The sequence below is a fragment of the Solibacillus faecavium genome (assembly GCF_014836905.1).
Lineage (GTDB): Bacteria > Bacillota > Bacilli > Bacillales_A > Planococcaceae > Solibacillus > Solibacillus faecavium.
Window position 1 is genome coordinate 285,544 of the sequence record NZ_JACSPZ010000001.1, and the last position, 16,457, is coordinate 302,000.

The window sequence follows — 16,457 nt, forward strand, 5'->3', positions numbered from 1 at the left end:
GCGGGAAAAATCCCGCTTTTTATATTGTCAGATTAGCGACGTAATCCAAGTTTAGTAATTAATTCACGGTAACGAGCTACATCGTTTTCACGTAAATATTTTAATAAATGACGACGTTTACCTACCATTTTAAGAAGACCACGTTGAGAGTGGAAATCTTTCTTGTGAGTAGCTAAGTGAGCGTTTAAAGCGTTGATTTCTGCAGTTAATACAGCTACTTGTACTTCTGGAGAACCAGTATCTGTTTCGTGCACGCGGTACTCAGCGATAATTTCGTTTTTACGTTGTTGTGTAATTGCCATTTTAAAATGACCTCCTAATAAATTAAATATCCCCAATAGCACAGCAATCGCTGGAGTTGCGTGAAAGCCGAGCTAAGGTTCATACGAGAGTTTCGTACTTATGAATAGTACCATAGTTCTTTATATGTGTGCAACTATTTAGCGCAGTTCTTCAAAATAGGCGATTGCTTGTTGTTTATCCATTTCGATTTGCTCAATTAAAGCTTCAATTCCGTTGAATTTACGCTCACTGCGAATTCGTTTATACCAGCCGACAATTACCTCTTCACCGTATATATTTTTATCAAAATCCAAAATATGCACTTCGATGGATAGTCGCTTTTCGTCCGGATTGTGGAAAGTCGGTTTATAGCCAACGTTGCATACACCATTATACCACTCGTTTTGCACTAAAATTTTTACTGCGTAAACACCTGTAGCTGGTATGTAACATCCTTCCATTGCCTGTACGTTTGCTGTCGGGAATCCCATCGTACGTCCTCGCTTGTCCCCATGAACAACAATACCAGGCACTTCAAATGCACGACCTAATAGATTACGAACTTGCTCCATCTCACCATCCTGTAAAGCTTTTCGGATACGTGTTGAACTGATTTTTTCTTCAATATCTGAAAGCTTATCAATCACTGTTACACCGTAATGGCCGTTAGACAATTGTGCCATTAGCTCCATATTCCCTTTGCCAAACGCACCAAATGAAAAATCAAAGCCTGCTGTCACATGCTGGACGTTCAAATCAATAATAAAATACTCGATAAATTGTTCAGGAGTTAACTTCGCAAAGTCTGATGTAAAATTCACAACAAATACAGTATCGACATTCAGTTTTTCCAGCGTATCTAATTTTTGTGAAAGTGGTGTAATATAAAACACTTTTTCATTGCGTCCACCTAATACGATTGATGGATGCGGATCAAATGTCATAACAGCACTTTTAATATTTAGTTCTTCTGCTTTTTGTATTGCAGATTCAATCACCGCTTTATGACCTTTATGTACCCCGTCAAAAAAACCAATTGCCAATGAATATGGCTGATCTTTAACTTTTTGTGCTAATTGATGGGGGTATTTTAAATGAATAACGTTCATCATATGCCTCCTAATTAATTTCGGGGAACATTTTATCCGGCTTCATTTGCCCTTGTTTAGTCGGGTGGGCGATGTAAACCGCAAATGCTCTTCCCTCTACACCATACACAATTTTATCATGTTCTTTTAATAATGCATGCATTGGAAGTACTTGTCCATTGAAAATTTGCTTCTCAATATCAGCCGTAACTTCAATATAAGGATAATCTGACAAGGCATATTCTACAGGCAGTAAAAATTTCTCCTGTTCCCCTGCTTCCATCATTTCTGCAATTTGTGCTAAGGTGAAGCAATTGTCTTTCGTAAATGTGCCGGAAGCTGTTCGGACAAGCTCATGCATATGTGCAGGATAGCCTAGCGCTTCCCCAATTTGTACAGCTAATGTACGGATATACGTGCCTTTTGAACACTTAATACGGATTGAAAATGTTACTTCTTCTCCCTCGAACTTTTGTGCATCATCTAATAATTCCAACTCATAAATTGTAATTTCACGTGTTGGGCGCTCTACCGTTTGACCTGCCCGAGCATATTCATAAAGTTTTTTCCCATTTACTTTTACAGCTGAGAACATTGGGGGTGTTTGTTCGATTACGCCTGTTAAAGATGTGAGTGCCTGTAAAATATCAGCACGTGAGAAGGATTTAACATCGCTGTTTTGTTCGACAGTTTCCCCTTCTGCATCTTCTGTTGTAGTCGTACGTCCGATTGAAACGACCGCTTCATATGTTTTGCCTGCATCAGTTAAATATTCTGCAATTCTTGTTGCCTGGCCTATACAGATTGGTAAAACACCTTCAACACCTGGATCCAGTGTCCCGGTATGTCCTACCTTTTTTGTCTTCAATATTTTTCTTAGCTTGAACACGCAGTCATGACTTGTCATACCGCGCTCTTTCCATAATGGTAAAATACCGTTCATTGTTTTGCTCCTTTGTTGGTTGGCAATCCACCTTGTACGTGCTTCATGCGGATAATATTAATTGGTTCATTATTATAAATAAGTTTTGACGTATTTAATCAGTTTTAAAATAAGCGGAGAGTTTCCGTTTATTTTACTGACTACCCTTCATTTCAGGAAAAATAAAGGTATGTTTTCCGCTTATTCATTGAAAAATCATGTTTTTAGTTATTATTTTAATTAATAACCGGAATTTCTACCGCTATTTTGACCTTTTTTCACTCGATTTTCCAAATAAGCGGAATTTCTCCGTCTATTTCATCCAATATACTTTCGTATTACGAAAAAAAGTCTGCCTGCATAGTTATGCAGTGCAGACTTCTTTGTATTATTTATCTTCGTGTAAGCCACGTAGTAATGCATCAATTTTATTGCCGTATTCGATTGCTGTATCGAATTCGAATGCTAGTTCAGGCGTACGGCGTAAACGAATACGTGAACCAACTTCCGAACGGATAAAACCAGATGCTTTTTCTAAAGCTTGCAATGTTTCCGCACGTTCGCGGTCATTACCTAACGATGTAATATAAACAGTTGCTTGCTGTAAGTCACCTGTTACGGCTACATCTGTAACTGTAACGAAACCTACGCGTGGGTCTTTGATTTTGCGTGCAATGATTTCAGTAATTTCCTTTTTCATTTGCTCGCCAACTCGATTAGAACGTAGAGACATAAATGTCACCTCATTTAACTTGCGTAATTGATGTTTTAGTTTCCACTAGATGTGGATTTTATAAATATTCACGATAAAAATCCAGCTGTTCCCATTGTGGATTTGACTGTAAAAAGTGTACTGCACGCATTAGCTCGCGTTCAGCCGCTTCTTTTGAAGAAGCCACTGAAACAAGTGCTAACCTCGTACGCTGCCATACATCCTGATGGTCAATTTCAGCAACGGAAACATTGAACTTTTGTTTCGTCCGCATTACCATTCGTTGTAGAACAGCACGCTTTTCTTTTAATGAGTGGGCAGTCTGAATGATGAATTCAATCTCTGCATACACAATCATTATTTACGAACAATCTCTTCCATTACGAAGGCTTCAATAATGTCGCCTTCTTTAATGTCGTTGTAGTTTTTAATTGTGATACCACACTCATAGCCTTTTGCTACTTCTTTTGCATCATCTTTAAAGCGTTTTAATGAATCTAATTCGCCTTCAAAAACAACAACATTTTCACGGATTACACGTACACCCGCATCGCGTACCATTTTACCTTCAATAACGTATGAACCGGCAATTGTACCGACTTTAGAAACTTTGATAGTTTGACGAACTTCCGCTTGACCAACGATTTTTTCTTCGAATTCAGGATCAAGCATCCCTTTCATCGCATGTTCGATTTCTTCGATCACTTTATAGATGATACGGTGTTGACGAATATCTACACCTTCTTCATCCGCAGCACGCTTAGCATTCGTATCTGGACGTACGTTGAATCCGATAACGATAGCGTTTGATGCAGCAGCAAGTGAAATATCTGATTCTGTAATAGCACCCGCACCTGTGTGGATGATTTTTACGTTAACACCTTCAACATCAATTTTCATTAATGAAGAAGCCATTGCTTCCACTGTACCTTGTACGTCTGCTTTTACGATTAAGTTTAACTCTTTCATTTCGCCTTGGCTCATTTGTTCAAATAAGTTATCAAGTGTTACACGTTGCTTTTCAGAACGTTGTGCTTGAATCGCTGTCATTGAACGTGATTCCCCAACTTGACGAGCAGTTTTTTCGTCTTGGAATACTACGAAACGGTCACCTGCTTGCGGTACTTCATTTAGACCTGTAATTTCCACTGGTGTAGATGGACCAGCAGTTTTAATGCGACGGCCTAAATCGTTTACCATTGCACGTACACGACCATATGCATGACCAACTACAATTGGGTCACCAACACGTAATGTACCATCTTGAACTAATAAAGTTGCAACAGCACCGCGCCCTTTATCTAATTGTGCTTCGATTACTGAACCGATAGCAGCACGAGTTGGGTTTGCTTTTAATTCGCCAACCTCTGCAGTTAAAAGAATCATTTCTAATAATTCATCGATTCCTTCACCTTTAAGAGCTGAAAGTGGAACGAACACTGTGTCTCCACCCCATGCTTCAGGAACTAAACCGTGCTCAGTTAATTCTTGCTGAACGCGATCAGGATTTGCCGATGGTTTATCCATTTTGTTTACAGCTACGATAATTGGTACTTCAGCTGCTTTCGCATGGTTAATTGCTTCAACTGTTTGAGGCATTACACCGTCATCAGCTGCTACAACAATAATAGCGATATCAGTGATAGATGCTCCGCGCGCACGCATAGTTGTGAAGGCTGCGTGTCCTGGTGTATCTAAGAACGTGATTTTTTTGCCGTTTTCAGTAACTTGGTAAGCACCGATATGTTGTGTGATACCACCTGCTTCGCCAGCAGTTACTTTTGTGTTACGAATTGAGTCAAGTAACGTTGTTTTACCGTGGTCAACGTGACCCATGATTGTTACAACTGGTGGACGCTCTTCTAGAGCATTTTCATCCACTTCTACGATTGTATCATCGAAGTACGTATCTAAATCTGTTTTGTCGATACGGATTTCTTCTTCTACTTCTACACCGTAGTCAGCACAAATAAGCTCAATCGCATCTTTGTCTAACTCTTGGTTAATTGTCGCCATTACACCAAGCATGAATAATTTTTTGATAATTTCCGATGGCTCACGGTGTAATTTTTTTGCAAGTTCTGCAACTGACAAGCTTTCGTAGAACGTAATTTTTTCCGGTAATTCTTTTTGTACCATTGGCTGCGGTGCTGGGCGATGCGTACGACGTTTACCACCATTAATTCCTGGCTTTCTACGTTGTTGGTAGCCACCCTTATTCTGCGTGTTACCGCCTTTATTATTACTATTATTTTGGTTTGTGCCGCCTTTGCGGTTGTTATTATTATTTTGAGTCATATTTCGATTTTGGTTACCTTTTTCATTTCTTTGTTTTTCGCCTTGTTGCGATGATGTTTGCCCTTGGGCATTTGTAGGTCTGTTTGATTGTTGCGGTCTTGATTGCCCTTGGGTATTTGTTGATTTGTTCGGTTGTTGCGATCTAGTTTGCCCTTGGGTATTTGCTGATTTGTTCGGTTGTTGCGATCTTGTTTGCCCTTGGGCGTTTCTTTGCTTGTTCGGTTGTTGGTTAGTTGAAGCAGATTGTGGACGATCCTGCTTTAGATTCTGTTGTGATTTTCTCTGTCCTTGCTCACCAGGTTTTGGCGATGCATTTACAGCTTTGACAGATGGTCTTGCAGGAGAATCTTTCGTTGGTTCTGCTGCTTGCTTAAAGACAGAATTTAGTTTTGATACCGCCTGGTCATCAATTACCGCCATGTGATTTTTCACCGGCAGATTGAAACTTGCAAGCTTCTCAATAACTTCCTTACTTGTTTTATTTACCTTTTTCGCATATTCATGAACTCTTACTTTGCTCATCTGCTCACCCCCGATTAATTTTCGTTGAGTAGACTAGACATTTTTTTAGCAAATCCGCTATCTGTAATAGCAATCGCTACACGGGCTTCCTTCCCGGTAGCATGTCCAAGATCATATCGATCTCCGAAAACATAATACTCAACGTTATAAAACGTACATTTATCTTGAATTTTTTTACTTGTATTCGCTGAAGCATCTGATGCTAAAAATACTAGTTTAGCTTTGCCATTACGAATTTCCCTTATGACAAGCTCTTCTCCAGAGATTGTTTTTCGAGCACGTGCCGCTAAGCCTAATAGCTGCAGCAATGCAGGGTTTGTCATAAAATCGACTCCCTGCGGATTAGTGTCAGCAATTCCTCATACACTTCATCCGGCACTTTTGCATCAAGCTGGCGATCTAAAATATTCTTTTTACGTGCGATTTCCACCGCTTGCTCCGTTTTAGAAACATATGCTCCACGACCGGATTTTTTTCCTGTAATGTCAACTGTTACTTCGCCTTCTTTGGAACGAACGACACGAATCATTGACTTTTTTGGAAGCATCTCACCTGTTGCGACACATTTACGTAAAGGAATTTTTTTATTAACGACCATTTTGCTCACCCTCCTTGCAAAATCATTCCAACAGATGGTTACTCTTCATCGTCACCATATAAATCAAATTGTACATCTTCTTTATCTTCATGTGGTATAAATGTGCTCGTTTCAGAAGGATAGATTCCTAATTCACGGGCATCAGTTTCACTCTTAATGTCGATTTTCCAACCAGTTAACTTTGCAGCTAAACGTGCATTTTGACCGCGTTTACCGATTGCTAAAGATAGTTGATAATCCGGTACAACAACTGTTGTTGACTTTTCTTCTTCATTTACTTGAACGTCTAAAACTTTTGAAGGACTTAATGCATTTGCAACGAATACAACTGGATCTTCAGACCATTCAACGATATCGATTTTCTCACCATTTAGTTCGTTTACAATTGTTTGCACACGTGCACCTTTTGCTCCGACACATGAGCCTACAGGATCTACTTCTTCATTATGTGCATATACAGAGATTTTTGAACGGTCTCCCGCTTCACGTGCAATTGATTTAATTTCAACTGTGCCATCATAAATTTCAGGAACTTCCATTTCAAATAGACGACGCAGTAATCCAGGATGAGTACGAGATACGATTACTTGTGGACCACGTGTAGTGCGCTCAACTTTAGTAATGTAAACACGGATGCGCGAAGTTGGCTTATACACTTCACCTTGAATTTGTTCGTTTACTGGTAATGCCGCTTCTACTTTACCGATGGATACGTAAATATTACGTGCATCTTGACGCTCAATTACGCCAGTTACGATATCATCTTCACGGTCTACATACTCTTCATAAATTAAACCGCGCTCTGCTTCACGTACACGTTGTGTTACAACTTGTTTTGCAGTCTGTGCTGCGATGCGCCCGAAGTTACGTGGTGTTACTTCTTCTTCTACGATGTCACCAATTTCATAAGCTGCATTAATAAACTTCGCATCTTCCAATGCGATTTCTAAGCGATCGTCTTCTACTTCTTCCACTACGTCTTTACGCGAATAAACGACCATTGAACCTGTTGCAAGGTTAAGGTCGACACGTACGTTTTGTGCTTGGTTGAAATTACGTTTATACGCAGTTACTAAAGCTGCCTCAATCGCTTCAATCAATACATCTCTTGAAATACCTTTCTGCTCTTCAAGGGCAGTTAGGGCATCTAGTAATTCACTACTCATTTTGTTTTCACTCCTAAATTTGCTTATCTGAAAAATCGATGGCAAGACGTGCCTGCGCAATTTTTTCTTTTTCAATTTGTACTGTAACTTTACGTGTTTTAATACGGAATTCAAGTTCTAAATATTCATCTGTATATGCGCGTAAATAACCATAGAATTCTTTTAAATCCTTAACTGGCTCATAAGTTTTTACATAAATGTATTTGCCGATTGCTTTTTCAAAGTCCTGTTGTTTTTTTAATGGACGTTCGGCTCCTGGTGAAGAAACTTCTAAATAATAGTTTTGCTCGATTGGATCGTTTTCATCCAGTTTCTCGCTTAAACGTTCACTCACTTGTGCGCATTGTAAAATATCAATGCCGCCCTCAGGTGTATCAACGTAAATACGAAGGAACCAGTCGCGTCCTTCTTTTAGGAACTCGATATCAACTAATTCTAACTCAAGCTCTTCCACGATCGGTGTCACTAGCTCTTCAATGATCGACGTAACTTTGCTCATCGTATCCTCCCTAGCGTCTTTGTCTCTTAAAAATCATGATGTTATTTGTTAAACAAAAGACGAGTATTCATTGAATTTTATCAATTGAAACCTGTGATATTCGCCAGTGGTTTATCTTCATTCAGCACGTGTTTAAAACACGTGCTGAATGAAGATAAAATAGTTGTGTAAACAACAGAAAAGAGCGGGAAAACCCACTCTTTTGCTGGCGAACTATCAACAAATTATTGATTTTAGCATAGCATAAAGGCTTATTGAATGCAAATATTGCCTATTGCTGTAGGCTACAATAAAGTTTCTTCTTAAAATAGTGAAAGCTGATTTGCATCTGGCATACCTTCAAGGCAGCCTAATTCATCCATGTACTCAATTAAAGTTTTCGATACACGGCCTCGTTGCTGTAAATCCTCTTTTGATAGGAATTCACCGTTTTTACGTGCTTCAACGATTTGTTTTGCTACGTTTGTACCTAGTCCAGGTATAGCATCAAATGGTGGGATCAGTGAATTTCCTTCAATTATAAACTCACTCGCATGTGAACGGTATAAATCTACTTTCTTGAAGCTCATCCCGCGTTCACACATTTCAAGTGCAATCTCCATAACCGTTAATAAACTTTTTTCTTTCGGAGCTGCATCGAGACCCTTCATATTAATCTCATCAATTTTTTTGCGAATCATAACAGAACCTTGTGTCATCGCAATTAGGTCGAAATCAGATGCACGCACTGTAAAGTAGGCTGCGTAGTAAAGGATTGGATGGTGAACTTTAAACCATGCGATACGTACCGCCATTAAAACGTAGGCTGCGGCATGGGCTTTCGGGAACATGTATTTTATCTTTTTACATGAATCGATATACCATTCCGGTACTTTTTTCGCGCGCATTTCAGCTTCCATTTCTTCTGTTAAGCCTTTTCCTTTACGTACAGATTCCATAATTTTAAAGGCAAATGATGGCTCTAAATCCTGATAGATTAAATACACCATAATATCGTCACGACAACCAATTACTTCTTTTAATACACAAGTACCGTCTTTTATAAGCTCGGCTGCATTTCCTAACCAAACGTCCGTACCGTGAGAAAGTCCGGAAATTTGAACAAGTTCACTAAATGTCGTTGGTTTTGTTTCTTCGAGCATTTGACGAACAAATTTTGTACCAAACTCAGGAATGCCTAGTGTACCCGTTTTTGCACCTATTTGTTTATCTGTCACACCAAGCGTCTCTGTCGAACTGAAAATTTTCATAACGATTGGATCATCGGTTGGAATTGTTTTTGGATCAATTCCTGATAAGTCCTGCAGCATACGAATGACAGTCGGATCATCGTGACCGAGTATATCGAGTTTTAAAATATTATCATGAATTGAATGGAAGTCAAAGTGCGTCGTTTTCCATTCAGAATCCTGCGCATCTGCAGGGAACTGTACTGGAGAGAAATCATATATATCCATATAATCTGGCACTACAATGATTCCACCTGGATGTTGTCCTGTTGTTCGTTTTACACCCGTACATCCTTGAACTAATCGGTCCACCTCGGCGTTGCGGTACGTGATACCATTATCGCTTCCATAGCCTTTTACATAGCCATAAGCTGTCTTTTCCGCAACTGTTCCTATTGTTCCAGCACGGAATACATAATCTTCACCGAAAAGCACTTTCGTGTAGTTATGGGCTTGCGGCTGATATTCTCCGGAGAAGTTCAAATCGATATCGGGTACTTTGTCTCCCTTAAATCCTAAGAACGTTTCGAACGGAATATCCTGACCGTCTTTTTTATACTGTGCCCCACACTCCGGACATTCTTTGTTCGGTAAGTCATAACCGGATGCAACTGAACCATCTGCGATAAACTCCGAATGTTTACACTTAGGGCAAACATAATGCGGTGGCAACGGATTTACTTCGGTAATTTCCATAAATGTAGCGACGAGTGACGATCCAACCGAACCACGTGAACCTACTAAGTATCCATCTGCCAACGATTTTTTTACAAGCTTTGCCGATATTAAATAAATAACGCCGAATCCATGTCCTAAAATGGATTTTAACTCCTTATCAATTCGGGCTTGTACAATTTCCGGTAAATTTTCACCATAAATCAAATGGGCCATTTCATATGTCAAGTTCGTTACTTCGTCATCGGATCCTTCAATTTTCGGTGTATACAAGTCATCTTTAATCGGCTTTACATCACCAATCATATTGGCAACAAGCTGTGTATTCGTTACAACAACCTCTTTCGCTAAATCCGGTCCTAAAAAGTCGAATTCCTTCAACATTTCATCCGTCGTACGGAAATGGACTTTTGGCAAAGGGTTACGATTTAGTGGGTTTGCTCCTCCCATTGAACCGACTAGAATTTGGCGGAACTTTGCATCTGTTTCATGCAAGTAATGAACGTTTCCTGTTGCAACAACAGGCAGGTTCAGCTTTTTGCCAAGTTTTACGATACGGCGAATAATATCTTCTAGCGCCCATTCATCATGTACCGTTCCCCCATCAACCAATGGAGAGTATACAGGTTTAGGCATGACTTCCAAGTAATCATAAAATTTCGCAATACGTTCGGCTTCTTCCTGTGTTTTATTCATCATTGTTTCAAACAGCTCACCATTCGAACAGCCCGAACCGACGATTAAACCTTGGCGTAACCGCTGCAAATCCGAACGGCGAATACGTGGTACTCGGTAAAATGTTTGCGTGTGCGATATCGAAATTAATTTAAATAGATTTTTCAAGCCTGCATCATCTACTGCAAGTATAGTGCAGTGACTTGGGCGAGCCTGCTTATATCCATCTTCTCCTCCGACATGGTCATTCATTTCAATAAGGTTTTTAATACCTAAATCGGCAGACTGTTTGAGTAAATGCAGGAATAGTTCACCGGTTGCTTCAGTATCATAGATTGCCCGGTGATGCTGTGTTAATTCAATATTATATTTTTTCGTTAATGTTTTTAAGCTATGCGATTTTTGCCCCGGATTTACTAGTCGGGAAAGCTCCACCGTATCGATACCTGGGTGCCTTACTTCAATACCAGCATTTTTATAGGCAACATATAGGAAACCTAAGTCAAACGCTGCATTGTGGGCAACGACAACCCCACCACCAATAAAGTCATGGAATTCGCGTATGACATCATTAAGCTCTGGTGCATTAACGAGCATATCATCGGTAATATGGGTAAGTTCAATGATTTTTGCTGTCAGTTTGCGGTGAGGATTTGAAAACCGTTCAAATGTATCTATCACTTGGCCGTTTTTTATTTTAACAGCGGCCAGCTCGATAATCGTATCATATACGTTTGAAAAACCTGTAGTCTCTACGTCAAATACGACGTACGTAGCTTCTTCCAAATCAATATCAATCGGATCATACACAATTGGTTTCCCGTCATCCACTAAGTTTGCTTCCACACCGTAAATCACTTTTATGCCATTTTTCTTGCCTGCTGCATATGCGTCCGGGAATGCCTGCACGACTGCATGGTCGGTTACCGCAACAGCGGGATGCCCCCATTTTGCTGCTTGGGCTACTAATTTATCAACGGATGTCATGGCATCCATCTGGCTCATCGGTGTATGCAAGTGAAGCTCTACTCGTTTTTCACCTTCTGGAGCTTGATCTTTACGAGGTTCATGCTTGATTTCATTAATATCCTTGACCATCATTACTAAGTCACGGGCAAATGTATCAAGTTGAATAGAGCCGCGTACACGAACCCACATTCCTTTACTAATTTGCTTCATTTTAACTACATCTTCGTCACCGTTTGAGAACATTTTTACGAGTAGCGAATCGGTGTAATCGGAAATTTTGAGTTCCAATAATGAACGGCCACTTCGCAGTTCCTTCACTTCACAGGCAAATATAAACCCTTCCAATACAATGGAGCGTTCCTCTTCCAATACTGTACGGATTTCAACTGGATCTGGATTTTTTATAAGTGCACCGATTTGGAATGGCGTATCTCCTTGCATCGCAGCACCTGGATTATTTGCCTTCTCTTTTTCACGTGCCGCAAAATCTGCCATTGCCTGTTTGGACAGACGCTCTTCCTCTTCTTTACGTTGCTCGTAAAATGCTTCCTGCTGTGCGATGAACTCATCCGATTCCTCGATAAGTTGGAATTCTAACGGAATATGTGGAAAACCAAATGTTTTATAGGACTCTGCAATTTTATCCGTATACTTTGATTTTAATGATAAGTATTCCACTTCCAGCATCGATGTCACAACAAGCTTATGACCTGTCCACCGAGGTGTTTGCTTCATAAGGTTTTCGCGTAATAAAGGCGACATTTCACCCATTTGTTCAATCGCCACTTGCCAGTAATCAAGTATATGCTGCTCATTCACTACAGGGTTGTGGGATTCTACTGTTAACAGGACATTGGCTATATGTGAAAACTTCTCTGCTAAACGCATGCGAAGTAACTGATACACTTGGAATGGTAATATATTTTCTATTTTAATTTTAAAATGCCAAATTCGTTTCTTTTTATGGACGGTTACTCGTTCGAGTGTGCCATTTTCAAAAAAGGACATATAGACATCATCAGTCAACTCAAGTTGTTGGATTAATAGTAGGAATTTTTGTCTTCCTTCCTGTTTTGACAATTGTTTCAACCCTTTCTTTTTAATGCTTTTTTCAATATGAGATGGATTGGATTTCCGTTTCGTTTAAAATAAGCGGAGTTTTAACCGTTATTTGCAAAATAAGTATCATATAGAGGTAAATAAGGGTAGTTTTTCCGGTTATCCATTGAAAAATCAGTGTCTTTCATGTTCTTCAGCTTAAATAAGGGGAATTTTTACCTCTATTTTGGCTAAATTTCAATTAATTTATCAAATAAGCGGAATTTTTACCCTTATTCAGTGATAACTTCATTCCCCCATAAACTACAGACCCTTCACATGAAAAAGAAAAGAAAGTACATGTAATTTGTACTTTCCCATTCTCTCTATCTTAACAAATTATTAGTTTTGACGGAAAAATTCGTTTAAACGGTCTACTACTTCTTCTTTAGCCCATTCTGCCGATTCGCCAGTCGCACGGAACTTCACTTCTACTAAACCTTCAGAAGCTTTTTTACCTACTGTAATACGGACAGGCAAGCCAATTAAGTCTGCATCGGCAAATTTAACGCCTGCACGCTCTGCACGGTCATCATATAGCACGTCATAACGATACGATTTTAATACACCGTAAAGTTCGTCTGCTAATTGTACTTGCGCTTCGTCTTTTGTATTAATCGGTACTAATTGTAAATCATATGGAGCTAATTGTGCCGGCCATACAAATCCATTTTCATCTTGGAAATGTTCTGCAACAGCAGCTAATAATCGTGAAACCCCAATACCGTAGCATCCCATAATGAACGGTTGTGCTTTCCCCTGCTCATCAAGGAACGTAGCATTTAATTTCGCTGAATAAGTTGTACCTAATTTAAAGATATGACCAACTTCAATTCCTTCAGCAAATTTAATAACTCCCTCACCATCTGGAGAAGGGTCTCCTACTTGGATAAAGCGAATATCTTCATAAGAACCAATCGCAAAGTCACGCTCAGGATTTACGTTTAATAAGTGGAAGCCATCTTCATTTGCCCCCGCTACACCGTTACGAATTGATTTAATTGCATTATCGGCAATAACTTTTACATTGACCGGTAATTTAACTGGACCAATTGAACCTGGTGCGCAGCCAAGCAATTCTTTTATAGAAGCATCATCGGCTAACTCTACAGACGTAGCTCCCAATGCATTTTTTAGTTTAATATCGTTAATTTCGTGATCGCCACGTGCTAAAACAACAACCAATTCCCCATCAACATTAAATACTAATGATTTAATAACATTCGATGCTTCTACATTTAAGAATGCCGAAACTTCTTCGATTGTCTTTTGATCAGGTGTTGCGATCTTTTCAACTTCTTTCATTGGCGTTGTAGGTGCTGTATATTCTACAACAACTTCCGCCATTTCAATATTGGCAGCATAATCAGAAGAATCCGAGTAAGCAATTGTATCTTCACCAATTTCAGATAGAACCATAAATTCATGAGTACCTTTACCGCCAATTGTACCAGCGTCGGCAATTACCGCACGGAAGTTTAAGCCAAGGCGTGAGAAAATATTCGAATAGGCACGGTACATATCATCGTAAGTCGCATCTAAAGATTCACGTGAAGAATGGAAAGAATAAGCATCTTTCATAATAAATTCACGACCGCGTAAAAGACCGAAACGAGGACGTTTTTCATCACGGAATTTACTTTGGATTTGATAAAGTGTTAACGGTAACTTTTTATATGATTTTATTTCATCACGTACTAAAGTTGTAATTACTTCTTCATGTGTTGCACCTAATGCGAAATCACGGTCATGACGGTCTTTTAAGCGCATAAGTTCTGGACCATATGCTTCCCAACGACCTGATTCCTGCCATAATTCAGCTGGTTGAAGTGCTGGCATTAATAACTCAATGGAATTGACTGCTTCCATTTCTTCACGGATGATTTGCTCGATTTTCGCTAATACTTTGCGAGCTAATGGTAAGTATGAATATACTCCTGATGCGTTTTGGCGGATAAAGCCTGCACGCATTAGCATGCGGTGTGATTTCACATCGGCATCAGCTGGATTCTCCCTTAAAGTAGGGATAAACGTTTTTGTTTGTTTCATAAGTAGTGCCACCTTTTTTTAATTTAAGAATGATCTATATTTCATTATTATCTGCGCTTTAGCCAATGATTGCTCTATATCCATTAACTAATATTAAATGCTACTTCTATAATACTAATCAAATTTAGCTTTGAACGCTAGTATTATTCATACAAACGCTCAAAGCCGTCATTTTTAAACCTATTTTGTTAAATTAAGATTACTCAACTGACATAGAGGTGCTTTCCATTACTGGAAGGCGCTTTTCATGAGGCACAGCTCGAGCCTGTAGTCCCTCCCTCGTGCTTATCCCCCAAGGAGTCGCCTCCCCTTCATTCCAATCACCTTGCTTGCCATTAAGTTAAATCATCTCAAATTGACTTTAGAAGAAGAATCGCTGGATATCGTTCCATGTTACGACGACCATTAAGATCATCAGGAGGAGGATACCGACGAAGTGAACCATACCTTCTTTTTGGCGATCGATTGGTTTGCCTCTTACCGCTTCTACTGCGAAGAATAATAAACGGCCACCATCAAGTGCTGGTAGTGGTAACAAGTTCATGATTCCTAAGTTTACGCTTAGCATTGCCGCAAAGTATAAAACGTTGTAAAGACCGAACGTTACGACGGTTTCAGTTGTTTTATATATCCCTACCGGACCTGATAAAGCATCAATTGAGAATTGACCTGTAACCAGTTTCCCAACAAGAGTACCAATTAACACAATCATATTGTAAGTTTCCTCCACACCATAAACAACTGCTTGGAGTGGATTTTTTTCCATCGTACGCATAACACCAATTTGTCCATAAGTTGTACCATCTTCCTGCACAACTTGCTTTGGTGTCAGTTCAATTATTTCATTCCCTGTTTCACGTTCTACTTCAAATGTTATTGCTTTATTTGGGTTGTCGTATATTTGTTCTGATAATTGCTCCCAGGTAGAAATGGCTTGACCATTCACTCTCACGACTTTATCGCCTTCCATTATACCTGCACTGCTCGCCACGTTATTATCAATTACTTCTGCAATAATCGGTTCCTCAGAAGGAATCCCTTGAATAAGCCCGATAATCAGAAAGATGAAGAACGCTAAAATAAAATTGAATAATGGGCCAGCGAAAATCGCCATTGCACGAGCACCGACAGATTTTGAATTAAATTGGCGGTCAAGAGGCGCAATCATTTGCTCCATCCCATTCTCAACAACCAACGCTGTACGCGATACATTGTAGCGAACGAATTGGTCATCCTCATCATAGCCTTCTATCCAAAGTTCACGTTCTAAATCTGCACGTTCTACTTCCAAAAATATAACATTTTGATAATGTGTTTTTTGATTTAGAATAATTTTTTCTACAATATTATCTTCGTTGGTTATTAAAGCTACCCGATAACCCGGTTGTAATTCTACGGTATCAGTATCCTCACCAGCCATTCTCACGTAGCCGCCAATTGGCAAAAGACGCAGCGTATAAATGGTTTCACCTTTCGTCATACCGAAAATTTTCGGTCCCATACCTATTGCAAATTCACGAACCATAATGCCCGCGCGCTTTGCAAGTAAGAAGTGACCTAGCTCATGGAAAAAAACGAGTGAGCCAAAAATTAAAATAAAGGCTATAACTGTTTGCATAATCTCCCACCTTCATTGGAACTGAGTCATAAAGTTAGTTCTCTTTTTTTCTAGTGT

General features: G+C 39.5%; 13 protein-coding genes. All 13 read right to left on the minus strand.

The window, feature by feature from the left end; all coding sequences use genetic code 11:
• Positions 1-32: 32 nt before the first annotated feature.
• The 13 genes from rpsO to rseP all read right to left on the minus strand — a co-directional run bounded on the left by rpsO (position 33) and on the right by rseP (position 16,400).
• Positions 33-302 (minus strand): 30S ribosomal protein S15, encoded by a 270-nt coding sequence (gene rpsO / locus H9635_RS01440; protein ID WP_191698364.1) that lies wholly within the window; start codon positions 300-302, stop codon positions 33-35.
• A 138-nt stretch (positions 303-440) separates the two neighbouring features.
• A complete protein-coding gene (gene ribF / locus H9635_RS01445; RefSeq protein WP_191698365.1) occupies positions 441-1,391 on the minus strand; it encodes a riboflavin biosynthesis protein RibF in 951 nt (316 codons plus the stop codon).
• Positions 1,392-1,401: 10 nt separating this feature from the next.
• Entirely contained in the window at positions 1,402-2,313 is a 912-nt protein-coding gene (truB, locus tag H9635_RS01450; protein WP_191698366.1) for a tRNA pseudouridine(55) synthase TruB, read from the minus strand.
• A gap of 367 nt (positions 2,314-2,680) precedes the next feature.
• Complete coding sequence (gene rbfA, locus H9635_RS01455; protein WP_191698367.1) at positions 2,681-3,025, minus strand: 30S ribosome-binding factor RbfA; 345 nt, start codon at positions 3,023-3,025, stop codon at positions 2,681-2,683.
• Between the two features lie 58 nt (positions 3,026-3,083).
• Positions 3,084-3,362: a DUF503 domain-containing protein gene (locus tag H9635_RS01460; protein ID WP_191698368.1), complete on the minus strand. Its 279-nt coding sequence runs from the start codon at positions 3,360-3,362 to the stop codon at positions 3,084-3,086.
• A complete protein-coding gene (gene infB / locus H9635_RS01465; protein ID WP_191698369.1) occupies positions 3,362-5,824 on the minus strand; it encodes a translation initiation factor IF-2 in 2,463 nt (820 codons plus the stop codon). The genes H9635_RS01460 and infB overlap by 1 nt, the downstream gene beginning before the upstream one ends.
• Positions 5,825-5,838: 14 nt before the next feature.
• Positions 5,839-6,147, minus strand: a complete 309-nt coding sequence (locus H9635_RS01470; protein ID WP_191698370.1) for a YlxQ family RNA-binding protein — start codon at positions 6,145-6,147, stop codon at positions 5,839-5,841.
• A complete protein-coding gene (gene rnpM / locus H9635_RS01475; protein ID WP_191698371.1) occupies positions 6,144-6,422 on the minus strand; it encodes an RNase P modulator RnpM in 279 nt (92 codons plus the stop codon). The genes H9635_RS01470 and rnpM overlap by 4 nt, the downstream gene beginning before the upstream one ends.
• A gap of 38 nt (positions 6,423-6,460) precedes the next feature.
• Complete coding sequence (gene nusA / locus H9635_RS01480; RefSeq protein WP_191698372.1) at positions 6,461-7,588, minus strand: transcription termination factor NusA; 1,128 nt, start codon at positions 7,586-7,588, stop codon at positions 6,461-6,463.
• Between the two features lie 13 nt (positions 7,589-7,601).
• Positions 7,602-8,087, minus strand: coding sequence for a ribosome maturation factor RimP (rimP, locus tag H9635_RS01485; protein ID WP_191698373.1), 486 nt, complete (start codon positions 8,085-8,087; stop codon positions 7,602-7,604).
• Positions 8,088-8,389: 302 nt separating this feature from the next.
• A complete protein-coding gene (locus H9635_RS01490) occupies positions 8,390-12,715 on the minus strand; it encodes a PolC-type DNA polymerase III (protein WP_191698374.1) in 4,326 nt (1,441 codons plus the stop codon).
• Positions 12,716-13,075: 360 nt separating this feature from the next.
• Entirely contained in the window at positions 13,076-14,782 is a 1,707-nt protein-coding gene (locus H9635_RS01495; RefSeq protein WP_191698375.1) for a proline--tRNA ligase, read from the minus strand.
• Between the two features lie 361 nt (positions 14,783-15,143).
• On the minus strand, positions 15,144-16,400 hold the full coding sequence (gene rseP, locus H9635_RS01500) for an RIP metalloprotease RseP (protein WP_191698376.1): 1,257 nt from the start codon (positions 16,398-16,400) through the stop codon (positions 15,144-15,146).
• Between the last annotated feature and the right edge of the window lie 57 nt (positions 16,401-16,457).